Origin of the sequence: Methylobacterium variabile (genome assembly GCF_001043975.1) — a bacterium.
Classification (GTDB): domain Bacteria; phylum Pseudomonadota; class Alphaproteobacteria; order Rhizobiales; family Beijerinckiaceae; genus Methylobacterium; species Methylobacterium variabile.
On the sequence record NZ_LABY01000047.1, the window covers coordinates 1 to 26221 of the forward strand.

At 70.1% G+C, this 26221-nt stretch carries 21 protein-coding genes and 1 other annotated feature; of the genes, 13 read left to right on the forward strand and 8 right to left on the reverse strand.

Features of this window, described 5'->3' with window-relative positions; genetic code table 11:
* Positions 1–480: 480 nt before the first annotated feature.
* From VQ02_RS07725 to VQ02_RS07750, 5 genes are all read left to right on the forward strand, one after another.
* A complete protein-coding gene (locus tag VQ02_RS07725; protein WP_048443597.1) occupies positions 481–744 on the forward strand; it encodes a hypothetical protein in 264 nt (87 codons plus the stop codon).
* Between the two features lie 564 nt (positions 745–1308).
* A complete protein-coding gene (locus VQ02_RS07730; RefSeq protein WP_083469108.1) occupies positions 1309–2274 on the forward strand; it encodes an alpha/beta fold hydrolase in 966 nt (321 codons plus the stop codon).
* A 419-nt stretch (positions 2275–2693) separates the two neighbouring features.
* Positions 2694–2936 (forward strand): type II toxin-antitoxin system VapB family antitoxin, encoded by a 243-nt coding sequence (locus VQ02_RS07740; RefSeq protein WP_048443600.1) that lies wholly within the window; start codon positions 2694–2696, stop codon positions 2934–2936.
* 1 nt (position 2937) lies between these two features.
* On the forward strand, positions 2938–3339 hold the full coding sequence (locus tag VQ02_RS07745; RefSeq protein WP_048443601.1) for a type II toxin-antitoxin system VapC family toxin: 402 nt from the start codon (positions 2938–2940) through the stop codon (positions 3337–3339).
* Positions 3340–3451: 112 nt separating this feature from the next.
* Positions 3452–3567 (reverse strand) — a sequence feature (AL1L pseudoknot).
* Between the two features lie 354 nt (positions 3568–3921).
* A complete protein-coding gene (locus tag VQ02_RS07750; protein WP_048443675.1) occupies positions 3922–4125 on the forward strand; it encodes a hypothetical protein in 204 nt (67 codons plus the stop codon).
* 936 nt (positions 4126–5061) lie between these two features.
* Here the strand turns inward: VQ02_RS07750 and VQ02_RS07755 are convergent.
* The gene (locus VQ02_RS07755; RefSeq protein ID WP_048443602.1) at positions 5062–5862 is read right to left on the reverse strand and encodes an IclR family transcriptional regulator domain-containing protein; all 801 of its coding nucleotides are present in this window, start codon (positions 5860–5862) and stop codon (positions 5062–5064) included.
* A 245-nt stretch (positions 5863–6107) separates the two neighbouring features.
* Between VQ02_RS07755 and VQ02_RS07760 the strand changes: the two genes are divergently transcribed.
* The 4 genes from VQ02_RS07760 (at position 6108) to VQ02_RS07775 (ending at position 11367) form a co-directional block, all read left to right on the forward strand.
* Complete coding sequence (locus VQ02_RS07760) at positions 6108–7466, forward strand: aromatic ring-hydroxylating dioxygenase subunit alpha (protein WP_048443603.1); 1359 nt, start codon at positions 6108–6110, stop codon at positions 7464–7466.
* A gap of 178 nt (positions 7467–7644) precedes the next feature.
* Positions 7645–9081, forward strand: a complete 1437-nt coding sequence (locus VQ02_RS07765; protein ID WP_048443604.1) for a glutamine synthetase family protein — start codon at positions 7645–7647, stop codon at positions 9079–9081.
* Positions 9082–9107: 26 nt separating this feature from the next.
* Positions 9108–10328 (forward strand): ABC transporter substrate-binding protein, encoded by a 1221-nt coding sequence (locus tag VQ02_RS07770; RefSeq protein WP_048443605.1) that lies wholly within the window; start codon positions 9108–9110, stop codon positions 10326–10328.
* Positions 10329–10428: 100 nt separating this feature from the next.
* Positions 10429–11367 carry an acetamidase/formamidase family protein gene (locus VQ02_RS07775; protein WP_048443606.1) on the forward strand — a complete coding sequence of 313 codons (939 nt, stop codon included), beginning with the start codon at positions 10429–10431 and terminating at the stop codon, positions 11365–11367.
* Between the two features lie 314 nt (positions 11368–11681).
* Here VQ02_RS07775 and VQ02_RS07780 read toward each other — a convergent pair whose 3' ends face one another.
* The 7 genes from VQ02_RS07780 to VQ02_RS07810 all read right to left on the reverse strand — a co-directional run bounded on the left by VQ02_RS07780 (position 11682) and on the right by VQ02_RS07810 (position 19307).
* Positions 11682–12422 (reverse strand): ABC transporter ATP-binding protein, encoded by a 741-nt coding sequence (locus VQ02_RS07780; RefSeq protein WP_048443607.1) that lies wholly within the window; start codon positions 12420–12422, stop codon positions 11682–11684.
* A complete protein-coding gene (locus VQ02_RS07785; RefSeq protein WP_048443608.1) occupies positions 12415–14217 on the reverse strand; it encodes a branched-chain amino acid ABC transporter ATP-binding protein/permease in 1803 nt (600 codons plus the stop codon). Before VQ02_RS07785 ends, VQ02_RS07780 begins: the two co-directional genes overlap by 8 nt.
* Positions 14210–15043, reverse strand: a complete 834-nt coding sequence (locus VQ02_RS07790; RefSeq protein ID WP_048443609.1) for a branched-chain amino acid ABC transporter permease — start codon at positions 15041–15043, stop codon at positions 14210–14212. Before VQ02_RS07790 ends, VQ02_RS07785 begins: the two co-directional genes overlap by 8 nt.
* 283 nt (positions 15044–15326) lie before the next feature.
* Positions 15327–16481: a substrate-binding protein gene (locus VQ02_RS07795; RefSeq protein ID WP_048443610.1), complete on the reverse strand. Its 1155-nt coding sequence runs from the start codon at positions 16479–16481 to the stop codon at positions 15327–15329.
* A gap of 30 nt (positions 16482–16511) precedes the next feature.
* Positions 16512–17357: a nitrilase family protein gene (locus VQ02_RS07800; RefSeq protein ID WP_048443611.1), complete on the reverse strand. Its 846-nt coding sequence runs from the start codon at positions 17355–17357 to the stop codon at positions 16512–16514.
* A 172-nt stretch (positions 17358–17529) separates the two neighbouring features.
* The gene (locus VQ02_RS07805; RefSeq protein WP_048443612.1) at positions 17530–18156 is read right to left on the reverse strand and encodes an ANTAR domain-containing response regulator; all 627 of its coding nucleotides are present in this window, start codon (positions 18154–18156) and stop codon (positions 17530–17532) included.
* Positions 18153–19307 carry a transporter substrate-binding domain-containing protein gene (locus tag VQ02_RS07810; RefSeq protein WP_048443613.1) on the reverse strand — a complete coding sequence of 385 codons (1155 nt, stop codon included), beginning with the start codon at positions 19305–19307 and terminating at the stop codon, positions 18153–18155. The genes VQ02_RS07805 and VQ02_RS07810 overlap by 4 nt, the downstream gene beginning before the upstream one ends.
* A 444-nt stretch (positions 19308–19751) precedes the next feature.
* Here VQ02_RS07810 and VQ02_RS07815 point away from each other — a divergent pair, with 444 nt between their 5' ends.
* Genes VQ02_RS07815 through VQ02_RS07830 form a run of 4 tightly spaced genes read left to right on the forward strand, consistent with a single transcriptional unit; the run spans position 19752 to position 25744 of the window.
* Positions 19752–21365: an ABC transporter substrate-binding protein gene (locus tag VQ02_RS07815; RefSeq protein ID WP_048443614.1), complete on the forward strand. Its 1614-nt coding sequence runs from the start codon at positions 19752–19754 to the stop codon at positions 21363–21365.
* Positions 21366–21399: 34 nt separating this feature from the next.
* A complete protein-coding gene (locus VQ02_RS07820) occupies positions 21400–22809 on the forward strand; it encodes an amidase (protein ID WP_048443615.1) in 1410 nt (469 codons plus the stop codon).
* Entirely contained in the window at positions 22779–24443 is a 1665-nt protein-coding gene (locus VQ02_RS07825; RefSeq protein WP_083469109.1) for an amidase, read from the forward strand. Before VQ02_RS07820 ends, VQ02_RS07825 begins: the two co-directional genes overlap by 31 nt.
* Positions 24440–25744 carry an amidase gene (locus VQ02_RS07830; RefSeq protein ID WP_048443616.1) on the forward strand — a complete coding sequence of 435 codons (1305 nt, stop codon included), beginning with the start codon at positions 24440–24442 and terminating at the stop codon, positions 25742–25744. The genes VQ02_RS07825 and VQ02_RS07830 overlap by 4 nt, the downstream gene beginning before the upstream one ends.
* Positions 25745–26221: the final 477 nt, after the last annotated feature.

Genomic DNA, 26221 nt, shown 5'->3' on the forward strand with positions numbered 1-26221 from the left:
GATGCCAAGGCGCGAGGGTATAATAATGACTATCTCTGCCATTCCGCTCACGGCCGGGTGCACGCTGCCCAGTTCAAGGCGCAGACCTCATCTGCGCAATCTCTCGAACTGCCCGTGATGCAGCCGTAGTGACCCTGATGAGCGCAGGCGGCGCTTGGCGGAAAGGGGCTCGTCCCGCTTTCGACAACCGGCGCCGAAGCCTCCTTGTTGAAAGGCAACTTCGGGTGGCTGGGACAGGTCGCTCAGCCGGCGACCTCGGGAGTCGCGAAACGTCTGTATGCCGGCAGGTGCCTTCAATCAGTGCGGCTGGGGCGTCAGGCGGTTCCATGATCGGTCATGCGCGCGAGCCTCGACATTCGTTCCCTTACGCTGCGTGCGCGAGAACACATCGCGACAGTCAGCGGTCACCTATATTCCAATCATCGCAACACAGGCAGGCACAGACGCCGGCCCACACAGCATCAGGAGCCAGCATACCATATGAAGACCCGCATCGCTGCCGTCGTCACCGCCCTCGTCCTTGGCGCCGCCCCGATCTCGTCCGCCATGGCATTCGGCCCCGTGTTCACCTCGTCCTCGCCCCGTGACGTCGAGACCACTGGCTCGCTCGGCAGCCCGTTCGGCAACGGCACCCGGCCGTTCTACGGCGCCTGCCCGATGAGCTCGGCCTCGGAGGGCAACGCCAACCAGCAGAACTTCCCGGTCAAGCAGTACGGCCAGACCTCGGGCGGGTACCGCTGCTGAGGGTGGTCGAGATGAGCGAGATGAAGCTTCTGCGCGCCGTGTCCTACGGCATGATCGGTGTCCTGGCCGGCGGCCTCGCCATGACGGTCGTGGGCACCGCTAACGCCCTGATGGGCATGTGATAGAGGTAAGAGGGGCTGCCCACGGGCGGCCCTTTTCCACGTTCCGAGGCGTCCTCCGCCGATCGGCCGCGCGTGTGTCCTTACCGCTCCCACGCTGCAGCAAGGTTCCGGCAACACCTCTTACGCCGTCATTCACTGCGGTTCTTAGCCTGCGGTTCAAGTTTGTCCGGCATCCTGCCCTCATGATCTCGGGGCTGGGAGGCAGAACCCGGGGCAGCCAGGCAACGACCTGGACGACAGAGCACCACGATACGGGAGATGGCCTCGTCCAGCCGGCAGCGACCGGCGGCGGGGCCTTCTTCGTTGAGCGGAGCGCCCCCATTTTGTTCCGCGAGCGACAACAATGCCTTCCGCACGACGCTGATTAACGCCTGCAGGCTGAAGGCCGATGATGTCTCCAAGAGGCGGCGAGGTGCTCGAACGCCGCGACTGGAGACGAGTGATGAAACATCTTCTGCTTGCCCTGATGCTCACGACGGCGGGCACCGTCCTTCCCCCTCATGCCAAGGCGGACCAGGCTCTGGCCGTCGCCCAGGCGCCGCCTACGGTCCATTACCGCACCGCGACGGTCGACGGCGTGAAGGTCTTCTATCGCGAGGCCGGCCCCGCGGACGGACCGGTCGTGCTGCTCCTGCACGGCTTCCCGACCTCCTCGCACATGTTCCGCAACCTGATCCCGACGCTCGCCGACCGCTACCGCGTCATCGCGCCGGACTACCCCGGCTTCGGCCAGAGCGAAGCCCCCGACCACACCAGGTTCGCCTACACGTTCGGCCACTACGCCGACCTGGTGGACGGCCTGCTCGGCCAGCTCGGCGCCCAGTCCTACGCCATGTACGTGATGGATTACGGGGCACCGGTCGGGTACCGGCTGGCGCTCAAGCACCCGGAGCGGGTGACCGGCCTGATCGTCCAGAACGGCAACGCGTACGACGAGGGCCTGCGCGAGTTCTGGAACCCGATCAAGACCTACTGGGCGGACGGCTCGGCCAAGAGCCGCGAGGCGCTGTCAGGCCTGGTCACGCTCCCCACGACGATCTTCCAGTACACCGACGGCGTGCGGGACGTCTCGCGGATCAGCCCGGACAACTGGGTTCACGACCAGGCCCTGCTCGACCGGCCGGGCAACAAGGACATCCAGCTCGACCTGTTCTACGACTACCGCACGAACGTGCCGCTCTACCCGCAATTCCAGGCGTTCTTCCGCGAGCGCAAGCCGCCGACGCTGATCGCCTGGGGCAAGAACGACAAGATCTTCCCCGAGGAAGGGGCGCATCCCTACCTTCGCGACCTGCCCAACGCGGATCTGCACATCCTCGACACCGGCCACTTCGCGCTCGAGGACAAGCTGGACGAGATGGCGCCCCTCATCCGCAACTTCCTCGACAAGAAGGTGGCCAAGCGCTGATCCTTCCGAGGGCCGAGGATAGGACATGCGACACGGACCGCGTCCTCTCACAAGGGCGCGGTCCGTGTCGCTTCCGCTGCATCAGGGAGACCCTGCGAGCGGTGCCTCCGCCAGGAGGATCGGGCGACAAGCCGGTGTCGGTCGAGAGGCTGAGCTCGCGCCCGGGCACGCAGCTCGACGGCGGGATCTTGACCTGCGCCCGGAACGAGGTGTGGTCAGTGTCCTTGATGGGCGCGCACGCGCATCCGCTCCATCACGGACATGGTCACGATGGTCGCGGCGCGGCTCAGGCCCACCAGTCCGAGGCGGTCGCCCCCAACTGCGGGTGATGGTCGACCCCGCGAGGCCCCACACCATGCTGTGCATGGACAGACGGTGTCAGTACGTATATACATAATCTGTATAGACGGAGGCGCGCCGTGCTCAGCATCAGGGACGAGGAAGTCCGAACCCTCGCCGAGATCGTCATGAAGAAGTGCGGCGCACCCAACCTGACTGCCGCCATCAAGCTCGCCTTGCAGCACGAGATCAAGCGCGCCGATGAGGCCGTGCCCTTGATCGATCGCGTGGCCGCGATCCGCGCTGCCGCCTTGGCGAAGGCGGACCGGCCGCCTGCACCGCCTCTGAGCGAGGCCGAGCGCGACGCCCTCTGGACGCGCTGACGTGTTCATCGACACGTCCGCCATCGTCGCCATCCTGGCCGACGAACCGGAGGCGGCAGCCTTCCTCGCCTGTATCGAGGCCGCCCAGCGCCGGGACACCGGGCCGCATGTCCGCCTGGAGGCAACGATCAACCTGGCGCGCATCCTCGGCCTTCCGGTCGCCGTCGCGCAGGAGATGTACGACACATTCCTGGCCGCGGCCGGGATCAGCGTCGTCTCGATCGGCGATGCCGTCGCCCGCCTCGCCGTCGATGCCTTCGACACGTACGGCAAGGGGCGAGGCCATCCGGCGCAGCTCAATTTCGCCGACTGCCTGTCCTATGGCTGCGCTGCTTACCATCGGGTTCCGATCCTGTTCAAAGGCCGGGACTTCATCCACACGGACTTGACGGTCGCACTCTAGCGGCATGCGCCGCTCCGCGATCCTCAGGGGCTTGGTCCAGGTAGCCAGGGCTTGATCGCCGGCATGGGCATGATCGCGTTTCCGCCTCGGCGGAAGAGATGTTGCAGGTCGATGGGGCATCGGCAGCCCCCTGCAGATCGGCTCGATCTCGTGGACCGCTCGAGGCTCGTCGATGCAGGTGGTCATGGCCACGACCGGCGGTCGAGCCCGGCATGATCACAATACGCTGAGGCTTTGCGCAGGAATTCGTTGGCTTGGCGCAGTTCGCGGTTTTCATGCTCTCGCACCTTTGATCCGTGCGCGCGCGTTCGTCCCACGCTCTGGTCACGCTCGGATGGAGGCACGAGAGTTCCTCAGCGCCTCACCCGAGCAGCCGATCCTGGCGGCCATCAACAGGATTGCCACCTATTGCGAGCCGTGCTTGCCCTCGTGGTCGCACATCATCCGCACCGCAAGAGCAAACCGATGCGTTCACTTCATCCCATCTCCATTTTCCCAGGAATTGAGCTGTCAGGACCCGCAGGGCAATTCACGAGCCGGCACGGGGTGGCAACGAGCAGCCTCGATCCCTATATGGACGTCATGCAAGATACCGCTTCCACACCCTACACGATCGAGATCTCTCCCATCACCAAGCCGGGCGGCCAGTACCAGTGGGCCATCCGCAAGAACGGCAAGCTCGTCGAGCGCTCCGACCGTCCGCACCCGACCGAGGCCAAGGCCGAGGCCAGCGCGCTCGCTGCCGTCGAGCGGAGCATGCATTCCACCGTCGGTGGTCGCTGGTAGACCGGCGCTGGAACGGTCGCATTCTCACGATCTTCTCTGACGCGAGACGCCGCGAGGAGAACACGATGAATGACGATCGCGTATGATCCTTCGAGAAAAGCCTCTGGGCCGGTGATGCCGGCCACTCTAGGGAACTCGTCGACGACGAGTGCCTGATGGTGCACCCGCAGCCGCCCTTCGTCATGAGCGGGACGCAAGCGATCGAGGCGGTGGCTCATGCGCCTCGATGGTCGAAGATCGAAATCTCTCAGGAGCAGATCACGACGTGCCGACAAGCTCAAATACCTTGTCAGATCTTGCGAATCTCCGGTGGGAATCCTGCCACCCAGTCTGCATGATTGCTTGAAAAGATTGCGGGCTCCGCGAGCGCGCGTCAGGCGCAGAACACGAGCGCTGCGGTTCAATCCGATCTTGTGAGAAGCGGCGGAGCCGGGCCGCGGCGCCGGGTAGTTGGCCACGCAGAAGCCGAGCGCACCCTCCCAGATCTGCCGCACTGCCCGGGCCCTCCCCCCGCTTAGCACTCGGCTTCGAGGCGCTGGTGCTGGATGTCACCGCCTTCCACCCCGTTGCGGATCCTGTTCGTCGTGCTGTCGAGCGCGCCGGCCTACCAGCCGGTCATCCGTCGCGAACCGGCCCTCCACGGGTGACCGGGCCGTCCTATGTGCATCTCATACCCTCGCGCCTTCGCATCGACACGTCGATGCGAAGGCGTCCGGCGCATCAGCGCCGGCGCCCGTTCGGGCTTGCCTTGCGCCTCCGAACGGGTCCGTTCGAAGGCGCGGCGGTATCACAAAACTCCCGCTGCGATGCCGCTGCCACAGCATGCCACGACGATGGTCGGGAGTTTTGTGAGAGACACTATGATGTCCGGCCGATCGCCCGGACGCCGTTCGGGCTCGTGACATGGCCGCAGGAAGCCATCGTCCGAGGGCCGTGTCACACCATCTGCGGCCCGAGAGTCGCGGCGACATCGCGCAGGACGGGAAGGAAGCACTCCAGCATGCGGTCCACCGCGACCCGATCGACGTTCGCCCCGGCATTCAGGGCACACACGATCCGCCCGTCATAGCGCCTCACCGGCACCGCGAGGGAGCGGTAGCCGACCTCGGCCTCCTGATCGACGAGCGAGTAGCCCCGCTCGCGGTCGCGGCGGATGGCGTCCGCGAGCGCGGCGCGGTCGACCAGGGTCTGCGGCGTCAAAGGCTCAGGCCGGATGCGCTCCAGGAACGCGGCGAGGTCCGCATCGTCGAGGCCGCCGAGGAGGATCCGTCCCATCGAGCTGCAATATGCCGGGATCCGGTAGCCGACATCCACGCCCACGCCGAGCAGGCGGGTCGGCCCGGCGCGGGCGATGAACACGATGTCGTCCCCATCCAGGATCGCGGCGGAGCAGGCCTCGTTGAGTTGCGCCGCGACCCGCTCGACCGCCTGCTGCAGCGTCGCGGACAGGCTGTTGGACGCCAGATAGGCGGTCGCCAGGGACAGGACCTTGGGCGTGAGCTGGAACAGCCGCCCGTCCGACCTCACGTAGCCGAGGCAGTCGAGGGTGAAGAGCGCCCGCCGGACCGTGGCCCGCGGGAGGTCCACCTCCCGGGCGACGTCGGCCAGCGTCATCAGGCGGCGCTCCGCACCGAAGGCCGAGATCACGCGCAACCCCCGCGCCAGGGCCTCGGAGAAGTCCGGGCCGTGCTCGTCGACAAGGCGCTGGTCTGTCTCGGAACGTCTGACGCGCGGCATGGAACGATCTCTGGTGCGGCACCCGGAGCGATGAGCCGGCCCCCTGTGCGTGCCCCCGCCCGGACTGGCAAGAGCCACGAGCGCGACCGCCTGCCCTCCGAAGGCGCTTGAGACGGGCTTCGTCTGCACACCGATCGTGCTTGCAACGCCTCCAGGCTGACTTACAATCGAACATATGTTCGTTGAACGAACGTTCCGACGCGCCCGGGCTCGAGCGAGCACAGGCTCGACGAAAGGCCGCCGCCATGATGAGCCGTGAGCAGAACGACCACATCACCCGCAGCGGACCAGGGACGCCGCTCGGCACGCTGATGCGCCGCTACTGGCAGCCGGCCGCCCTCGTGGACGAGTTGCAGGGCGATCGACCGGTGGTGCCGGTGCGGCTGCTCGGCGAGAACTTCGTGCTGTTTCGCGACGAGGCCGGGCGGTACGGGCTTCTCGACCGCGACTGCCCGCATCGCGGCGCCGACCTCGCCTTCGGCCGGCGCGAGCATGGGGGCTTGCGCTGCGCCTTTCACGGCTGGCTGTTCGACGTGGAGGGGCGCTGCCTCGAGACGCCCGCCGAACCGGCGGGCAGCAAGCTGTGCCAGAACATCCGGCAGCGTGCCTATCCGGTGATCGAGCGCAGCGGCATCCTGTTCGCGTATCTGGGCGAGGGCAAGCCGCCGGCCTTTCCCGAACTCGACTGCTTCCTCGCGCCCGACGCCTACACCTTCGCGTTCAAGGGCCTGTTCGAGTGCAACTGGCTCCAGGCGCTCGAGGTCGGGATCGATCCCGCGCACGCCTCGTTCCTGCACCGCTTCTTCGAGGACGAGGACACCGCCGCGTCCTACGGCAAGCAGTTCCGCGCCGCCTCGGCGGACAGCGAGCTGCCGATGACGAAGATCCTGCGCGAGTACGACCGGCCGATCATCAACGTCGAGCGTACGGAATACGGCATGCGGCTGATCGCCCTGCGCGAGATCGACGAGGCGCGCACGCATGTCCGCGTCACCAACCAGGTCTTCCCGCACGCCTTCGTCATCCCGATGTCGGCCGACATGACGATCACCCAGTGGCACGTGCCCGTCGACGACGAGCATTGCTACTGGTACGCGATCTTCACGAGCTACTCGTCGCCGGTCGACAAGCAGCGAATGCGCGACCAGCGCCTGGAACTGTACGAGCTTCCGGAGTACCGCTCGCGGAAGAACAGGACCAACGATTACGGGTTCGATCCGCACGAGCAGGCCCACGAGACCTATACGGGGATGGGCCTCGACATCAACGTCCACGACCAGTGGGCCGTCGAGTCGATGGGGCCGATCCAGGACCGGACGCGCGAGCATCTCGGGCAGTCCGACAAGGCCATCATCCTCTACCGCCGGATCCTGCGCGAGCAGATCGACAAGGCCGCGACGGGGGATGCCCCGCTGATGGTGCTCGACGCGCGGCACGCAAAAAGCATCCAGGGTCCCGCGACGATGGACGGGATCGGCCCGTCGAAGGGATGGGAGACCTACTGGATGGACGTGGACGTGCGCCGCCGCCGCGGAGCTCCGTGGATGCCCACACTCCCCTCCGACGTCACCCCCGACGCAGCCCGCCGGACCGCGGCCGAGTAGCGCGACGCATCGATCGGCGGCTTTTGGCCCAAGGACGCTTGGCCCAAGGACGCTTGGCCCAAGGACGCTTGGCCCGAGAACGCTTGGCCCGAGAACGCTTGGCCCGAGAACGCTTGGCCCGAGAACGCTTGGCCCGAGAACGCTTGGCTCGAGAAGGCTTGGCCGGAGGACGAGTGCGGTGACATTCGTACAGGATCATGGATTGTGGACCGCCGCACAGGCCGATGCGGCCCGCGAGGTGCGCGAGCGGTGCGATCCGGACAGGATCGACACCGTCCGCCTGTCCTTCCCGGACCAGCACGGGATCTTGCGGGGCAAGACCCTCGTCGTCTCCGAAGCCGTCAAGGCGCTCACCGGCGGGTGCGCGATCACCACGACGATGCTCGCCAAGGACACCTCGCACCGCACGGTTTTTCCGGTCTTCAGCGCCGGCGGCGGCTTCGGGATGCGGGAGATGGAGGGCGCCGCCGACGTGCTGATGGTGCCCGACCCCACGACGTTCCGGACCCTGCCCTGGGCGCCGCGGACCGGATGGCTGCTCTGCGACCTCTACTTCCGGGACGGCCGCCCCGTCCCGTTCGCCACACGGGGCCTCTACCGCTCCGTGCTGGAGAAACTGTCCGAGCGGTCGCTCGACTACGTCGCGGGCCTCGAGGTCGAGTTCCACGTCTTCAAGCTCGACGATCCGCGCATGGCGCCGGCCGATGCCGGGCAGCCCGGTGCGCCACCGAGCGTCAGCTTGATCTCGCACGGCTACCAGTACCTGACCGAACAGCGCTACGACCAGGTCGAGCCGGTCCTGGAGATCCTGCGCAAGGACATCCTCGCCCTCGGCCTGCCGCTGCGCTCGATCGAGGTCGAGTACGGGCCGAGCCAGTGCGAGTTCACCTTCCAGCCCACCGCCGGCGCGGTGCCGGCCGACCTGATGGTGCTGTTTCGCAGCGCGGTGAAGCAGATCTGCCGGCGCCACGGCTATCACGCCACGTTCATGTGCCGGCCCCGCATCCCGAACGTGGTCTCGTCGGGCTGGCACCTGCACCAGAGCTTGCGTGACGCGCGGACGGGGGCGAACGCCTTCGTTCCCACCGACGGGCCGGGTCCGCTCTCGGCGCTCGGCACGGGATTCCTGGGCGGCCTGCTGACCCATGCGCGGGCCTCGAGCGTCTTCACGACGCCGACCATCAACGGCTACAAGCGCTACCGTTCCTACTCGCTCGCGCCCGACCGCGCGGTCTGGGGGTGCGACAACCGCGGGGTGATGATCCGCGTGCTCGGCGGCCCGGGCGATCCGGCCACGCGGCTGGAGAACCGGGTCGGCGAGCCGGCGGCGAACCCCTACCTCTACATGGCCGCGCAGATCCTCGCCGGGCTCGACGGCGCCGACCGGCGCCTCGATCCCGGGCCGAGCGCCGACACGCCCTACGAGGCCGAGGCGGCCCTGCTGCCGACGTCGCTGCGGGAGGCGGTCTTCGCCCTGCGTGAGGACCCGTTCTTCCGCACCGCGCTCGGCGATTCGTTCGTCGACTACTACACGCATATCAAGAATGCCGAAATCGAGCGCTTCCAGGCAGAGGTCACCGAGTGGGAGCAGCGCGAGTACTTCGAGATCTTCTGATCGAATCTGGCGGGGAGCCACGAGAGATGAAGCCTGGTCGCAGTTTCCGGTTCGTCGTTGCCCTGGCGCTGGCCTGCGCCGGACTGCCCGCCCGGAGCTGGGCGCTCGATCAGCCGGTCCGCATCGGGGTCCTGAGCGACATGAGCGGTCCGTTCTCGGACCAGGTCGGCGCCGGCTCCGTCGCCGCCGCGCGCCTCGCGCTCGAGGACTTCGCCAAGGAGAGCGGCGGCTTGAAGGTCGAGCTCCTCTCCGCCGACCACCAGAACAAGCCCGATATCGGCCTCGGCATCGCCCGGCGCTGGCTCGACCAGGAGAACGTCTCGGCGATCGTCGACCTGCCGAATTCCGGCGTCGCCCTCTCGGTCGCCAACCTCCTGCGCGAGCGCAACCGCGTCGCGCTCGCCTCGAGCGCGATGACGTCCGACCTGACGGGCAAGTTCTGCGCGCCCACGACCGTGCAATGGGTGTCGGATACCTGGGCGCAGGGCTCCGCGACGGCGCGGGCGCTGGCCGAGCGCGGCGCCAAGCAATGGTACTTCCTCACGGTCGACTACGCGCTCGGCCACGCCCTGGAGCGCGACGCCACGCGGGCGCTCGTCGAGTCCGGCGGCCGCTCGTCCGGCGGATCGCGGCTTCCCCTCGGCACCGGCGACTTCTCCTCGGCGCTGCTCACCGCCCAGAGCTCGGGCGCGCAGGTCCTGGCGCTTGCCAATACCGGCGCCGACATGATCAACGCGATCAAGCAGGCCGGCGAGTTCGGGCTGACGCCGAAGATGAAGGTCGCCGCCCTCTTCATCCAGCTGTCCGATACCCACTCCCTGGGCCTCGCGACGGCGCAGGGCCTGCAGCTCGTCTCCGCCTTCTACTGGGACCGCAACGACAGCACCCGCGCCTTCGGCGAGCGCTTCGCCGCCCTCATGAACGGCCGGCGCCCGACCGAGGACCACGCGGGGGTGTACTCGGCGACGCTCGCCTACCTGCGTGCCGTGCGCGCCGCCGACACGGTCGAGGGCGACCGGGTCGTGGCGACGATGCGCAAGGCCCCCATCGAGGATTCCCTCTTCGGCACCGTGACGATCCGCCCGGACGGGCGCGCAGTCCACGACATGTACCTCTACGAGGTGAAGACGCCCTCGGAAAGCAAGCGGCCGTACGATTACTATAAGCACATCACCACGATCGCAGGAGATCAGGCATTCCGATCCATGAAGGATGGCGAATGCCAGTTGAAGGACCCAAGAAAATAGGATCGTCCTGCGCCGGGAGCCGCGTCCCTCGACGCGGCCCGGACCGCGCGCGATGCGGCGGAGGTGCGATCCCGCGCCCGCCGATACCGGAGCCCAATGCATGATGCACCGCCTGACCGCCTCGCCCGAGACCTGCCGCTGGGGCTACCTCGACGCAGGCGTGCCGCCGGTCCTCACGATCCGCAGCGGCGAGCGGGTCACGATCGAGACCGTCTCGGGCGGGCCCGACGCCCTGCCGCCGGAAGGGTTCCACGTGCCCCCGGAGCTGCGCGCGATCCACGCCGCCGAGGCGGGCATTCCTTTCGGCCCGCACATCCTGACCGGCCCGGTGGCGATCGAGGACGCGCGTCCCGGCGACGTGCTCGAGGTGCGGATCCTCGAGGTCGCCCTGCGCCAGGACTGGGGCTACAACCGCCACCGCCCCCTCGCCGGCACCCTGCCGGACGATTTCCCCGTCTACCACCACATGACGATCCCCCTCGACCGGGAGCGCCTGACCGCCCGGATGCCCTGGGGGCTGGAACTGCCGCTCGCGCCCTTCTTCGGCGTGATGGGCGTCGCCCCGCCGCCGGCCTGGGGGCGCTGCACCTCGATCGTGCCGCGCAGCTTCGGCGGCAACCTCGACAACAAGGAGTTGGTCGCCGGCACCACCCTCTACCTGCCGGTCTTCGCCGAGGGCGCCCTGTTCTCCTGCGGCGACGGCCACGGCGCGCAAGGCGATGGCGAGGTCAACGTCACGGCGATCGAGACGGCGCTCTCCGGCGTGTTCGAGTTCGTGCTGCGCAAGGACCTGCGGCTGACCTCGCCGCAGGCCGAGACGCCGAGCCATGTCATCACGATGGGCCTCGATCCCGACCTCGACCGCTGCGCGGAGCGGGCGCTGCGGGAGATGATCGACCTCGTGGTCGCCCGCGTCGGCATCACCCGCGACGAGGCCTACGCCCTGTGCAGCATCGCCGCCGACCTGCGGGTGACCCAGACGGTCAACCAGCACAAGGGCGTGCATTGCATGCTGCGCAAGGATTTCCTGATTCGCTGACGGGGCGGCGAGTCAGTCTCGTCGTCGCGATCCGAGCGGCTGCGTCACGGTGCGGGACAGTCAATCATACCGCCGCGCCTTCGAACGGACCCGTTCGGAGGCGCAAGGCAAGCCCGAACGGGCGCCGGCGCTGATGCGCCGGACGCCTTCGCATCGACGTGTCGATGCGAAGGCGCGAGGGTATCAGAGATTTTTCCGACCTCTGTCGCTCTCACACCCTCCTCGTCATCCCGGAGCCGCGGAGCGGAACCCGGGATGACGCAGGAGACGATTGGTATTCGTCTCAGATAGACAGCATCAATCGACCAACGAAGTCAGACGCTGAGGTGGCAAAGGATCCGCGCGCGCGCATCCCCGTCGACGCTCCCCTCGTCGTCGATCTCGCCGAGCTTGAGTGCGGCCCAGCGGTTCGCGACCCGGAGGGCGAAGTCGAGGTTCTGCTCGACGATCAGCAGGCTCGTGCCGTTCGCCGCCCGCTCGGCCTGGAGCGCGGCAGCGATGCGGTCGACGACGGAGGGCTGCAGGCCCTCGGAGATCTCGTCGATGAGGAGCAGGCGCGGGCGCAGCATCAGGGCGCGGGCGAGAATCAGCATCTTCTGCTCGCCGCCCGACAGCGTGCCGGCGCGCTGGGACAGCCGGTCCCTCAGGAACGGGAAGTAGCCGAACACGCGCTCGAGCGCCCCCGGCAGGAGCCGGTCCGAGGCCAGCGCCAGGCGCAGGTTGTCGCGGATCGACAGGTCCTGGAACAAAGGCTGCTCCTGGGGGGCGTAGCCGACGCCGAGGGCCACGAGCTTCGCGGGTGGAAGACCGGCGACGGAGCGCCCGTCGATCGCGACCGAGCCCGCCCGGAGAGCCACCAGTCCCAGGATCGTCTTCAGCAGCGTCGTCTTGCCCATGCCGTTCTTGCCGAGCAGCGCGACGCTCTCGCCCGGCCGGATCGCGAGCGACACGCCCTTCACGATCGAGACGGCGCCGTAGCCGCTCGACACGCCGCCGAGGACGAGGCTCGCGCCTCCTGCCGCGGACACGGCGTCAGCGGGTCCTGCGTTAATCATGGCCGCCTCCCGCGTAGATGGTCCGCACCAGCTCGGAGCCGACGACCTCGTCGACCGTGCCGTCGAGCACCAGGCGGCCCTGGTGCAGCACCACGATGCGCGAGGAGATCTCGCGCACGAAGTCGAGGTCGTGCTCGACCAGCACCACCGCGATGCCGAGATCGGCGGTGAGGCCCTTGAGCACCGTGCCGATCGTGGTGCGCTCGGCCTTGGTCAGGCCGGCGGTGGGCTCGTCGAGCAGGATGAGCCGCGGCTCCAGGGCCACCACCATCGCGAGTTCGAGCGCCTGCTTCTGGCCGTGCGAGAGCAGGCGGGCGGGCTCGGCCAGCACGGCGTCGAGCCCGGTCATGCGCAGGATGTCGAGCACCGCCTGCGGCAGGGCGAGGGTCTCGGCCCGCGCGAGCGGGCTCAACCCCGCCCGGGAGGCGCGCGCGAGCCGCAGGCAATCGGCCACGGACAGGCTCTCGAACACGCTCGCGACCTGGAACTTGCGCCCGACGCCGAGGGCGACGATGCGGTTCGGCGTCAGGCCGGTGGTCGAGACGCCGCCGACCGCGATGGCGCCGCGGAACGGCTCCGTGCCGTCGCTCAGGCAGCGCATCAGCGTCGTCTTGCCGGCGCCGTTCGGCCCGACGAGGCTGACGAGCTCGCCCGCCCGGATGGTGACGTCGATGTTCTCCAGCACCGTCAGGCTGCCGTAGGACTTGGCGAGGCCGCGGACGGTGAGGAGCGGCGCCTCCGTCCGCTCTGCCGCGTGCGAGGGCTCGGCGCGGAGCCGCGGCGCGAAGGCCGGCCGCTGCCCGCGCGGCAGCGCCCCCCAGGCGCGGCGGGCGAGTTCCGCGAGGCCGCCCGGCAGCAGGATGATGATGGCGACGAAGGCCGTCCCGAGGAGGAGCTGCCAGAGGAAGGGCAGGTCGCCCGAGAGGTTCGCCGCGAGGTAGTCGATCGCGATCGTCCCGAGGACCGGCCCGATGAGCGTGCCGCGGCCGCCGAGGGCGACCCAGATCACCAGCTCGGTGCCGAACAGGAAGCCGGCATTCTCAGGCGCCACGACGCCTGAGGCGTTGGCGAACACGAAGCCGGCGAGGCCGGCCACGCCCGCCAGCGCCGCGGTGAGGCCGATCTGCAGGCGCCGGGGGTTGAGGCCGAGATAGGCGCAGCGCGCCTCGTTGTCCCGCAACGCCACGAGCATGCGCCCGGCATCCGAGCGCACGAGGATCCAGGCCGCCAGCGTGACCGCGACGAGGAGGAAGGCCGCGAGACGGAAGAAGCCCTCGATCTCGAGCGGCAGCACGTCGAAGCCGACGAGGCCGCTGCTCGAGCCGGTCCGCTCGCCGCCGGAATAGATGCCCTGCGTCACCACGATCGGCACGACGAGGGAGATCACCGAGGCGTAGAGCGCCGTCGAGCGGTGGTAGAAGGACAGCCAGCCGACGGCGAGGCCGAGGAGAACGGGCGCCGCGACCGCGAGCAGGATGGCGGCCGCCATCCAGTGCGGCGCCCCGCCCTGGGCCGTCAGCAGCATCGCGGTCGCGTAGGCGCCGACCCCGAAGAACGCGGCCTGCCCGAAGGTCAGGATGCCGGCAAAGCCCCACAGCAGGTCGACCGTGACGGCGAGCACCGCGTAGATCATCGAGCGGGTCAGCACGTTGACCGCGAAGGTGTCGAGGACGAGCGGCGCGACCCAGAGCGCCGCGGCGGCGAGGACGGTGACGACGAGGGGGGCCGCCCGGGCGAGGCGAGGCCGCCCGTCCGCTGCCGCGGCGAACGCGTCCGCGGGGATGGTCTCAGGCACGCGAGAATCCTTTCGGGCTGATGCGCAGCACGAGGGCGGCGAGCACCGCGACCGCGATGCCGCCGAGCACGGGGCTGACGAAGGTGCTCACCAGCACCTGCGCCGCCCCGAAGACGAGGCAGGCCGCCGCGAGGGCGAGGAACGACGTGTCGGCGACCATCACCAGCATGAAGGCGCCGATCAGCCAGCCGACGCCCATGGTGGGATCGACGCTGGTCAGCGGCGTGAGGAGCACGCCCGCCAGTGCCGCGAGCCCGGCGCCGATCATGAAGACCACGAGGCGCACGCGGGCCGTGTCGAGCCCCAGGCTGCGCGCCAGGGTCTCGTTCATGATCACCGCGCGGGCCGAGAGCCCCAGGCGCGTGCGCTCGATGACGAGCGCGAAGGCCGCCCCGACGACGAGCGCGGCGAGGAGCGCGACGAGGCGGTAGGCCGAGTAGCCGGTGCCGAAGACGTCGACGGTGCCGGACACGAGGTTCGGGGTGAGCTGAACGTCGCGCCCGAAGGCGAGGGTGATGAGCTGGCCGACGACGATGCCGAGCCCCCAGGTGGCCAGGATCGCGTCGAGGGGCCGGCGGTAGAGCGGGCGGATGATGAACAGCTCGGCCAGCCCGCCGAGCGCGGCGCCGACCGCGAAGGCGAGGGGCAGCGCAGCCCAGGGGTTCAGCCCGAGCTTCGCCGTCACGACGGCGCAGTAGGCACCGACCGTGAGCCAAGCGCCGTGCGCGAAGTTGATGATCTTCAGCACGCCGAAGACCGCCAGGAGCCCGATCGCCACCACGAACAGGATCGCGGCAGTCGTCAGGATGTCGAGGATGAGGAGCATCGTGCCTATCCGGGTGGGAGCGAACGGCTTGGCGCCGATCACGGGATCATCCGAAATCCGCCCGATTGCTTCCGGCGGTCACTGCGTGATCGCCGTCGCAAGGCGGATTGCGGCTTCGCTCAAGCGTGCGGAGCCTCCGGCTCCACCGCGCGGGCTTCCGAGAGCCTGTTCGATGGGCCTGCGAAGATTTCATACCCTCCGCGTCATTCCGGGCTCCGCTACGCGCCCCCGGAATGACCATGAGGATGTCAAGGCTGTCGGGCGGATCAACCAGCCTTTGACATCAATCCAGCTTCGGGCACTGCTCGCCCGGATCGACGTCCTTGAAGGTCCCGACGACCTTGACCGAGCCGTCGCCCTGGACCTGGCCGAGATGCATCGTCAGCGGCGCGTGGTGCTGCTTGCTCATGCCGATCGTGCCGCGCGGGCCGGTGGCGGTCACGGTCGGCAGGGCCGCCAGCACCTTGGCGGTCTCGGTGCCGCCGGCCTTCTCGACCGCGGCCTTGTAGAGGTAGATCGCCTCGTATTCGGGCACCGAGAGGTCGTTGGGCGTGCGGAGGCTTGAGCCGAACTTCTTCTCCATGGCGGCGAGGAACGCCTTGTTCTGCGGGCTGTCGATCCCGGTGACGTAGGAGGCCGAGAGGTAGATGCCCTCCGCGTCCGGGCCCATGCTCTTCGCCGTGCCCTCGTCGACCGCGAGGTTGGCGTAGGGCAGCGAGACGCCCGCGCCGCGCAGCTGCTTGGTCAGCGTGACGTTCGGGGCGCCGCCGGCGGTCGAGGTGACGAGCGCGTCGGGCTTGGCCTCCTTCAGCTTGGAGATGATCGCGGTCCAGTCGCTGCCGTCCATCGGCAGGTACTCCTCGCCGACCACCTTGCCGCCGGTCTTCTCGACGTAGCTGCGCGTGAAGGCGAGCATGCCGCGGCCGAAGGCGTAGTCGCTGCCGATGAGGAAGTAGGTCTTGGCGCCCTTGCCCTTGAAGGCGTCGATCACCGGCGGCACCTGCTGCTCGGGCACCCAGCCGTTGACGAACAGGTTCTTGTTGCAGGAGCGGCCCTCGTAGAACGAGGTGTAGATGTAGGGCACGCGGCCCTTGGTGACCGCGGGCAGGCCGGCATTGCGGGCCGCGCTCGTCTCCATCGCGATGATGACGTCGACCTTCTTCTGGTAGATCAGCGAATCGAACGCCTTCTGGGCGCCGGCCGCACCCGAGGCGTCGTCCGCGACCTCGAGGGCGAGCTTGCGGCCGAGCACGCCGCCGGCGGCGTTGATCTCCTCGACCGCCAGCTCCGCCGCCTGCACGACGGAGGGCGCGACGACGCTGTTGGCTCCCGACAGGCCGACCGGGACGCCGATGACGATGGGCTTCTCCGCCGCGAGGACCGGCGAGGCGGTGAGGACGAGGGCGGCGAGCGCGCCGACGAGGGGACGGTTCGACATGGTGCGGGCTTCTCCGGGAGGTGGGCGGCGTCAGGCGTAGAGGTCGGTGCGGCGGTCGCCGAGGACGGAGTTGAACTCGTTGAGGTCCTTCGTGCGCGCCTCGGCGAGGTCGATCACCGCCGAGACGGTCTCAGGGGCCTCGCGGCTCGCCGGGCCGGCGAGCGTCCAGCCCTTGGGGCCGATGATCAGGCTCTGGCCCTCGAAGGGCTGGCCGCGCTCGACGCCGACCCGGTCGGCGCAGGCGATGAAGATCCCGTTGGAATGGGCGGCCGCCCGGTGCAGCGTGTTGGCCATCGCGGCCTCGCCCGCGGGCTGGTTCGGCATCGGCACCCAGTTGGTGGGGATGCAGACGATCTCGGCGCCGCCGAGCGCGAGCTTCCGGAAGGTCTCGGGGAACCAGCCGTCGTAGCAGATCGCGATGCCGACCTTGCCGAGCGCCGTCTCGAAGACCGGAAAGCCGAGGTCTCCCTTCCGGAAGAACAGGTTCTCCCGGTGCCAGAGATGCGCCTTGCGGTAGGTTCCGATGTAGCCGTCCGGACCGGTGATCAGGGCCGAATTGTAGAGGGCGTCCCCGGCCCGCTCGGCGATCCCCGCCACGATGTGGATCCCGAGCTCGGCCGCCAGCGCCCCCCAGGCGCGGGTCGTGGGGCCGTCCGGCACGGCTTCCGCGAGGGCGGACGCCTCCTCCGGCGTCTCGAACACGTAGCCGGTGCTGGCGAGCTCCGGCAGCACCACGAGCCGGCTGCCCTCCCGCGCCGCGGCGCGGACGAGCTCGGAGGCGCGGGCGAGATTCTTCGCGACCGCACCGAATTCCGGATCGAACTGGATGCAGGAGACCTTGAGAGCTGGACGAGCGGGATCGTTCGCTTGGATCATGGTCGCTCCAAAACGCAAAAAGCCCCTGGACGCGGAAAGACTTCCGCAGACCAGAGGCTTCAAAGCCGGGATGTGATGCAGCACGGGGCTGCTGGGCAACCTTGCCCGTCGCCCTACGATACGCAGGCAGGAGACGGCCGCAAGGCCATAAAGCGTGCAGGCCGTGCCCGGATCAGGTCTTTTCCGCCAGCGCGATGCGCAGGCCGAGGCCGCTCATCGCCTCGTGCGCCGCCACCACGCTCTCGGCGACGCTGGCCATCGGCACCCGCGCGGCGGTGGCGCGATCGCGCAGCAGCCGGTAGGCGGCGTCCTCGTCGATGCGGTTGAGGTCGACGAGCAGGCGCACCGCCTTCTCGACGCTGCGGCGCCCCTTCATGGTCTCCTCGAGCCGGTTGATCTTGCTCGTCAGCCGGCCCTCGTAGCCGCGCCGGTAGCGGGCGAGGGCGAACTGGGTCAGCACCCCGCGCGGCCGCAGCGGCTTCGTCAGGACGCCGTGGGCGTTGACGTCGACGATGGCCTTCAGCGAGGTCGGGCTCTCGTAGGCCACGATGGCGACGACCGCCGGCTCGGTCTCATCGATGGCCGGCAGCAGGTGGCGGAACTCGGCGTCGTCGAGCTGGATGAACAGCGTGTCGATGTCCGGCGGCAGCGCCGCCGGGGGCGGCCAGGCCAGCGTGACCTCGCAGCCGAGGCGGCGGAGCTGGTCGACCAGCAGCGTGCCCTCCTCGTCGCGGCGATGGACGACCAGCGCCCGGGCGCGCCGCAGGTCGTCCAGGATCTTGCGGGCCGGCGCGCTCATGCGGCGAAGCCTTCCTCGAGGGCGTTCAGCTCGAAGCGCGACCAGGCGAGGTAGGGGTCGGGCCGCACCGGCCGGCGGGCGCGCCAGACCAGGTCGAACTGCCCGTCGGCGCGCGCGACCCCGATGCCGGGCGTGAGCCAGATGTGGCGGGTGTCGCCGTCGAACGCGAGCTCGCCCTCCGGCGCGACGTAGCGCTGCCGCAGGGCCGCCGCGCTCAGGCGCTCGGCGTCGAGCGTGCCGGCCTCGGCCAGCGCGCGGGCGAAGAGGTGGACCTGCGCGTAGGCCGTCTCCGACCACATGCTGGTCGGCCGCTCCGGCCCGAACCGCGCCCGGAAGGCGGCGACGAAGCGGCGGTTCTCGTCGTCCTCGAGGCTGCCGAAGTAGGGCGCCGCCAGCACGTGGCCGGTGCAGTGCTCGGGCCCGATCGCCCGGATCTGGCCCTCCGCCAGGGTGAGGCTCGCGATCGGGCAGCGGGTGCGGTCGATCCCGGCCGCCGCATAGGCGCGGTAGAGTCGCTCCGCGCCCCGCCCGACCACGGTGGAAAAGACGGCGTCCGGCGCGGCGCGGCGGATCTCGGCGACCATGCGCCCGTGGGCGTCCTCGTCCGCGTCGAGGGGGGCGTAGACCTCGCCCAGGATCGTGCCGCCCTTGCTCTCGATCAGGTCGCGCATGACCCGGTTCGACTCGCGCGGGTAGATGTAGTCCGAACCGACCATGAAGATCCGCGGGCCGTATTCCTGCAGCAGGAAGTCCGCCAGCGCGAAGACGTTCTGGTTCAGCGTGGCGCCGGTATAGACGACGTTCTCGGAATACTCGAACCCCTCGTAGATCGAGGGATACCAGAGCAGGCCGTTGTGGCGCTCCATGGTGGAGAGCACGGCCTTGCGGCTGGCCGAGAGCGAGCAGCCGAACACCACCTCGACCCCGTCCTCGGCGAGCATCCGCCGGGCGAGCCCGCGATAGGCGTCCATGTCGCCGGCCGGGTCGTAGCAGACGGGCTCGATCGCGCGCCCGAGCACGCCGCCGGCGGTGTTGATCTCCTCGATCGCCAGCGCGGTGCCGAGGAAGTGCTCGGTCTCGGTGATGCCGCTCACCCCGCTGCGGGAGAACAGCACACCGACGCGCCACGTCGCATTGCTCGCGCCCACCATCCGTCACTCGTCGTTTCGTGCAGCGCCGATCTCCTAGCCGACGGACGGTGCGGCTGGGAAGCGAGCGCCGGCCGGGTGCGGCGAGGGACCTCGACGCGCGGCACCGGACGGCCCGGCAGAAGCCGGCGCCTGTTCGCGCGCACCCGCCTCGGCGGGGCGCGCGGCTGAAGCCGCTGGACGACCCGTCTCCTGCGGGTCTGCTCGGAGACCGGCGCGACCAGGGAGGCCCGGATCCGTCCGTCACGCCTCGCTTCTCTCACACATCACAGCGAGGCGGCGGGCAGGAGGAGGCAGGAGCAAGAGACAACAATCCTCCGCCGCGCCGCCCTCCTGGCACGTGGGTTGCTGACCGGATCGCTCAAGTGACGACGAGCCGGCGGGGCGAACCCGGCCGGACGGGGGGAGCGCGAACGGGGCCGTCTCAGCAACGGGCGAGGACACGGCATGAAGAAGCGCGAATTTCTCAAGCTCGGCGCCGCCGCCGGCCTCTCGCTCGGCCTCGGCCCGGTCGGAGAGGCGCGCGCCCAATCGCGGCCCGGGGTGCTGCGGGTCGCGATGACGGCGGCCGACATCCCGCTCACCACCGGGCAGCCGAGCCAGGGCGCAGAGGGCGTCCGTTTCATGGGCATCACGCTCTACGACGGCCTCACCCGGTGGGACCTCTCCCACGGCGACCGGGCGGCGCGCATCGTGCCGGGCCTCGCCGAGAGCTGGACGGTCGACCCGCAGGACAAGCGGGTCTGGACGTTCAGGCTCCGTCGCGGCGTGCGCTTCCACGACGGCTCGACCTTCACCGCCGACGCGGTGGTGTGGAACCTCGACAAGCTCCTCAACAAGGCCGCGCCCCAGTTCGACCTGCCGCAGGCGACGCAGGGAAGCCTCTACACGGGCGGCATCGCGAGCTGGCGCAAGATCGACGAGAGCACCGTCGAGATCACCACGAAGGTCGTCGACGCGGTCCTGCCCTACTCGCTGGCGAGCGTGTTCATGTCGAGCCCGGCGCGCTGGGAAGAGATGGGCCGCGACTGGAACAAGGTGGCGCAGAAGCCCTCCGGCACCGGGCCGTGGCGGCTCGAGAGCGTCCGGGCGCGCGAGCGCGCCGAGCTCGTGCGCAACCCGGACCACTGGGACACGGCGCGGATCCCGAAATCCGAGCGCCTGGTGCTGATCCCGATGCCCGACGTCAACTCGCGCGTCGCCGCCCTGCTGTCGGGCCAGGTCGACTTCGTCGAGGCGCCGCCGCCCGACGCGATCCCGCGCCTGCGCCAGGCGAAGATGCAGATCGTCACCAACGTCTACCCGCATATCTGGCCCTACATGCTCAGCTTCGAGGAAGGCTCGCCCTTCCTCGACGTGCGGGTGCGCCGAGCGGCCAACATGGCGATCGACCGCGAGGGGCTGGTGAGCCTGCTCGGCGGGCTCGCGGCACCCGCCAAGGGCATGATCGATCCAGGCCATCCCTGGTTCGGCAAGCCGACCCTCGACCTCGGCTACAACCCCGACCGCGCCCGGGCCCTGCTCGCCGAGGCGGGCTTCGGCAAGGACAGGCCGGTCAGGGCGCGGATCATCATCTCGCCGTCCGGCTCGGGGCAGATGCAGCCGCTGCCGATGAACGAGTTCATCAAGGAGAACCTGCAGGACGTCGGCATCACGGTCGAGTTCGAGGTGATGGACTGGGAGACCCTGCGCACCCGCCGCCGCCTCGGGGCCGCCGCGCCGGAGAACAAGGGCCGGCACGGCATCAACAACTCCTTCGCCTACTGGGACCCGGATATCGGCCTGATCGGCCCGGCAAGCCGGTTCATGAAGGATTCGGGGTTCAACTGGGGCGGCTACTACACTCCCAGGGCCGAGGCGCTCGCCAAGGCGGCCAAGCAGGAATTCGATCCGGAGGCGCAGAACGCGCTCCTGGGCAAGCTCCACGAAGTGGTGGTGGAGGACGCGATGTGGATCTTCGTCGTCCACGACCTCAACCCGCGGGCGCTCGCCCCCAACGTCACGGGCTTCGTCCAGGCCCAGAGCTGGCTGCAGGACCTCACCCCCGTGGTGGTCGCGTGAGCGGCTCCCTCCCCTCCTCCCGGCAGGCCGCGTCATGACCGAAGACCCCCTGTGGCGCCTCACCGTCGCCGAGGCCTCGCGGCGCGTGGCAGCGGGCGCGCTCTCGCCGGTCGACCTCGTCGAGGCGTTCCTCGAACGGATCGCCGCGGTCGATGCCCGCATGCCGAGCTACGTGCACGTCGATGCCGAGGGCGCCCGCGCGGCGGCCCGGAGCGCGGCCGACGCCCTGGCCGCCGGCCGGCGGCGGGGGCCCCTGCACGGCCTGCCCTTCGCCGTGAAGGACAATTACGACGTCGCCGGCCTGCCGACGGTCGCCAACTCGCGGCTGCGCCTCGGCCACGTCGCGACCCGCGACGCCACCCTGGTGGCGCGGCTGAAGGCGGCCGGCGCGATCTGCCTCGGCAAGCTCTCGACCTGGGAGTACGGCACCGGCAACGGCGGCGAGTACGGCGACACCGTCTTTCCCACCACCCGCAACCCCTGGGACCTCGCGCGCTTCGCCGGCGGCTCCTCGACGGGGGCGGGCGCCGCCGTCGCGGCCGGAACCGCGATGTTCGCCCTCGGCTCGGACACGACCGGCTCGGTGCGCCTGCCGGCGGCCGCCTGCGGGGTCGTCGGCGTCAAGGCGACGCCGGGGCGGGTCAGCCGCCACGGCCTCCTGCCGAACTGCTACTCCCTCGACATCCCCGGCCCGTTCACCTGGACGGTGGAGGATTCCGCGATCGTGCTCGGCGTGCTCGCCGGCTACGATCCCGCCGACCCGGTGACCGAGGACGTGCCGGTGCCGGACTATCCCCGGCGCCTCGCCGGGGGCGTGGGCGGCCTGCGCATCGCCGCCGTGACCGATCCGGGCCCCGGCTTCCCGGCCCCGGACGAGGCGATGGCGGCAGCCCTGCACGCCGGCCTCGACACCCTGCGCGGCCTTGGCGCGCAGGTGGTCGAGACGCGGCTGCCGGTGCCGGCGGAGGCGTGCTTCGCGCTCTCGCGCTTCATCGGCCCGCCAGAATCGGCCTCGATCCACGAAGCCGAGTACCGCACGGATTCCGCCCTGATGGGCACGGCCCTGCGCGACAAGATGCATGGCGGCACCCTGCAGCGGGCCGTCGACTACATCGCCGCCCAGCGCCAGCGCCGGGTCGTCGCGGAGGGCATCGACGGGCTCCTGTCCGGCTTCGATGCCCTCGTGACCTTCGGCACGTTCCGGGTCGCGCCGCGGCTCGACCGGCAGGACGAGATGGTCGCCTTCACGGTCGAGACCGCGATGACGCCGTTCAACCTGTCGGGCCATCCGAGCCTCGTCCAGTGCACCGGCTTCACGCCGGCGGGGCTGCCGCTCTCCTGGCAGGTGGTCGGGCACCGCTTCGACGAGGCGACGATCCTGCGGGTCGCCGCCGCCTACGAGGCGGCGACGCCATGGCGCGAGAACAGGGCACCGGTCCGATGAGCGAGCTTCACACCCTCTCCGTCGCGGAGGCCGGCCGGCTGATCGGGGCGCGCCGCCTGTCGCCGGTCGCCCTCGTCGAGGCCGTGCTCGACCGGATCGCGGCCGTCGACGACCGCCTGAACAGCTACATCCTGGTGCTCGCCGGGCGCGCCAGGGCGGCGGCGCGGGCCGCCGAGGCCGAGATCGCGGCCGGCGGCTGGCGCGGGCCCCTGCACGGCATCCCGTTCGGCATCAAGGACAATTACCACGTCGCCGACCTGCCCACGACCGGCGGCTCGCGCCTGATGCAGGACAGCCTCCCTCAGGCGGAGACCGCCACGATCGTGGCCAGGCTCGAGCGGGCCGGCGCGATCCTGATGGGCAAGCTCAACACCTGGGAGTACGGCACCGGCGACGGCCAGGTCTACCACGACCTGCCCTGGCCGGTGGCCCGCAACCCCTGGGACCTCGCCCGCTTCACCGGCGGCTCCTCGACCGGGGCGGGCGCGGCGGTGGCCGCGGGCACCGCCCTCTTCGCGCTCGGCTCCGACACCGGTGGGTCGATCCGCCTGCCGGCCGCCGCCTGCGGCCTGCAGGGGCTCAAGCCGACCTTCGGGCGCAACAGCCGCGCCGCCTGCCTGCCGAACTGCTGGTCGCTCGATCACACCGGCGCCCTGACCTGGACCGTGGAGGACCAGGCGATCGTGCTCGGCGCCATCGCCGGGTTCGATCCCCGCGACCCATCGAGCGCGACCGCGCCCGTTCCCGATTACCGGAAGGGCCTGCATGAGGGCGTGCGCGGCCTGGTGATCGGGATCGTGCGGGATCTGGGACCGGCGGGCGACGCCGTCGACCCGGCGAACCGCGACGCCCTCGAGGACGCCGCCGCGCGTCTCGCGGAGGCCGGCGCGATCGTCCGGGAGGTGGCGCTGCCGGCGCCGCTTTCGGCCTACCAGGCGGTGGCCTGGACCATCAACTGGGCCGAGTCCTTCTCGATCCACGAGCAGGACTTCCTCGCCCGGCGCGGCCTCATGGGCCGGGCCCTGCGGTCCAAGATGGCGACCGGCTTCTGCGTCCGGGCCGTCGACTACATCGCGGCCCTGCGCGAGCGGCGGCGGCTCGCGCTCGCGACCGACGCGCTGATGCGCTCGGTCGATGCCCTGCTCATGCCCGGCGCCTTCCACGTCGCGCCCAGCCTGCGCGAGCCCGGAACCGTGCCGGCCTTCACCCGCGACACCGCCTGCCCGGTGTTCAACGTCACCGGCCATCCGGCTCTCTCGCTCTGCACCGGCTTCGACGCGGGCGGCCTGCCGCTCAACGCCCAGGTCGCCGGCCGCTACTTCGACGAGGCGACCGTGCTGCGAGTGGCACAGGCCTACGAGGCGACGACACCCTGGCGGGCCCGCAAGGCCGAGCCCGCCTCGCACCTCCCGGAGCCGATCATGCCCGACCCGACCCTGCCGCCCGTGCCGCCTGAGCTGCGCGCCGAGGCGGAGCGCTACGCCGCGCGCTACGGCCTCGCCGGCCTGTCCCCTGCGGAGGTGGCGGAACTCGCCCTCCTCTTCGACAAGGCCGCGTCGGCCGGGCTCGCGATCCCGCGCCAGCCCGGCAAGGAGGACGAGCCCGCCCACGTCTTCCGGGTGCCCCTGCGATGACGGAGCCCTGCTTCCTCACCGCCGCCGCGGCCTCGCGCGCGATCGCGGACGGCCGGCTGACGAGCGAGGCCCTGGTCCGCTCCTGCCTGGAGCGGATCGAGACCCGCGACGCCGCAGTCAAGGCCTGGCTGCACCTCGATCCCCGCGCCGCCATCGCGGCGGCCCGGGAGGTCGACAAGCGCCCGCGCATCAGCCGGCTGCACGGCCTGCCCTTCGGCGTGAAGGACATGATCGACACCGCCGACATGCCGACGACCCACAATTCCGCGAACTGGCAAGGACACCGTCCGGCCCGGGACGCGGCCTGCGTCGGCGTGGTGCGGGCGTTGGGCGCCGTGATCCTCGGCAAGACCGACACGGTGGAGTTCGCCGCCGCCGGGCGCCGGGCGGCGACCCGCCACCCGATGAACCCGGCCCACAGCCCTGGCGGCTCGTCGTCCGGCTCCGGCGCGGCGGTGGGCGATGGCCAAGTCTCCCTCGCCTTCGGCACCCAGACCGGCGGCTCGCTCATCCGCCCGGCCTCGTTCAACGGCATCTACGCGCTCAAGCCCACCTGGGGCACGGTGAGCCGGGAGGGCGCGAAGATCTACGCCAACTCCCTCGACACGATCGGCTGGTACGGCCGCTCGGTCGAGGACCTCGTGCTGGTCGCCGAGGCCTTCCGGCTCGACGGGGTGGGGCACGAGCCGGCGCCCGCTCCGCGCGCGCTCCGGATCGGCCTGTGCCGGACGCCGTACTGGTCGCGGATCGAGCCTGGCGGCGAGAGGGCCTTCGCGCTTGCTGCCGAGCGGCTGACCCGGGCCGGTGTCGCGGTCGAGGATCTCGTCCTGCCGGATGCCTTCGGGGGGCTGTTCGAGGCGCAGGACACGATCATGTTCGGCGAGGGCCGGGCCGCCTTCCTCGACGAGCTCCTGATCCAGGGCGCGCGCCTCGGCCGGGACTTCGTCGACCGGGCCGAGAACGCCAAGGGCATCACCCCGGACCGGATGATCGCCGCCCACGACCTCGCGGCCGAGTGCCGGCGCGCCTTCTCGGCCCTGTTCGAGCGCGTCGACGCGGTGCTGGCGCCCGCCAGTCCCGGGGAAGCGCCGCACGGCCTGCAGAATACCGGCGACCACGTGTTCAACGCGATGTGGACGCTCCTGCACGGGCCGTGCCTGAGCATCCCTTGCACGCTGGGCCCGGGCGGGCTGCCGGTCGGCATCCAGCTCGTCGGCCCCCGCTACGCCGACGCGCGCCTGCTCTCGATCGCCGCAGCCCTTGCCCCGGTGATCGACGCGGAGACCGCCGCCCAGTCGTGAGCGGGCACCCGCCGAGACCGGGGCGCCTCGTACCGGCGCGTTCTCGCATCGACGCGTGGGAGCCTGTTTGATACCGCCGCGCCTTCGAACGGACCCGTTCGGAGGCGCAAGGCAAGCCCGAACGGGCGCCGGCGCTGATGCGCCGGACGCCTTCGCATCGACGTGTCGATGCGAAGGCGCGAGGGTATGATTGGCTTCTCTCGATCTCGACGTCACTGGTCATTCCGGGGCCGCGCAGCGGAGCCCGGCGTGCCTAAGGCACGCCCAGAGCCACTGATTGTTCAGGAAAGAGCGAATAGCGCGCCGCTTTATCCTACGGCAACTGCGTGTCTGGATTCCGGGTCCCGCTGCGCGGCCCTGGAATGACCAGGAGGGTGTTCATACTGTCAAGCGAGTCAAACAGGCTCTGAGCGTCCGGCGCAAGCTCATATGAAATCCGCCTGATCTGTTCTGAAATTCGTCAAGCGCGGGCTTCCG

Bases quoted from the DNA above. Each gene is read 5' to 3' on its own strand.
- VQ02_RS07760 (WP_048443603.1), top strand. From the start codon at position 6,108: ATGATGAGCCGTGAGCAGAACGACCACATCACCCGCAGCGGACCAGGG.
- VQ02_RS07770 (WP_048443605.1), top strand. From the start codon at position 9,108: ATGAAGCCTGGTCGCAGTTTCCGGTTCGTCGTTGCCCTGGCGCTGGCC.
- VQ02_RS07725 (WP_048443597.1), top strand. From the start codon at position 481: ATGAAGACCCGCATCGCTGCCGTCGTCACCGCCCTCGTCCTTGGCGCC.
- VQ02_RS07750 (WP_048443675.1), top strand. From the start codon at position 3,922: ATGCAAGATACCGCTTCCACACCCTACACGATCGAGATCTCTCCCATC.
- VQ02_RS07775 (WP_048443606.1), top strand. From the start codon at position 10,429: ATGATGCACCGCCTGACCGCCTCGCCCGAGACCTGCCGCTGGGGCTAC.
- VQ02_RS07825 (WP_083469109.1), top strand. From the start codon at position 22,779: ATGGCGCGAGAACAGGGCACCGGTCCGATGAGCGAGCTTCACACCCTC.
- VQ02_RS07820 (WP_048443615.1), top strand. From the start codon at position 21,400: ATGACCGAAGACCCCCTGTGGCGCCTCACCGTCGCCGAGGCCTCGCGG.
- VQ02_RS07780 (WP_048443607.1), bottom strand. From the start codon at position 12,422: ATGATTAACGCAGGACCCGCTGACGCCGTGTCCGCGGCAGGAGGCGCG.
- VQ02_RS07730 (WP_083469108.1), top strand. From the start codon at position 1,309: ATGAAACATCTTCTGCTTGCCCTGATGCTCACGACGGCGGGCACCGTC.
- VQ02_RS07795 (WP_048443610.1), bottom strand. From the start codon at position 16,481: ATGTCGAACCGTCCCCTCGTCGGCGCGCTCGCCGCCCTCGTCCTCACC.
- VQ02_RS07800 (WP_048443611.1), bottom strand. From the start codon at position 17,357: ATGATCCAAGCGAACGATCCCGCTCGTCCAGCTCTCAAGGTCTCCTGC.
- VQ02_RS07810 (WP_048443613.1), bottom strand. From the start codon at position 19,307: ATGGTGGGCGCGAGCAATGCGACGTGGCGCGTCGGTGTGCTGTTCTCC.
- VQ02_RS07755 (WP_048443602.1), bottom strand. From the start codon at position 5,862: ATGCCGCGCGTCAGACGTTCCGAGACAGACCAGCGCCTTGTCGACGAG.
- VQ02_RS07815 (WP_048443614.1), top strand. From the start codon at position 19,752: ATGAAGAAGCGCGAATTTCTCAAGCTCGGCGCCGCCGCCGGCCTCTCG.
- VQ02_RS07790 (WP_048443609.1), bottom strand. From the start codon at position 15,043: ATGCTCCTCATCCTCGACATCCTGACGACTGCCGCGATCCTGTTCGTG.
- VQ02_RS07805 (WP_048443612.1), bottom strand. From the start codon at position 18,156: ATGAGCGCGCCGGCCCGCAAGATCCTGGACGACCTGCGGCGCGCCCGG.
- VQ02_RS07830 (WP_048443616.1), top strand. From the start codon at position 24,440: ATGACGGAGCCCTGCTTCCTCACCGCCGCCGCGGCCTCGCGCGCGATC.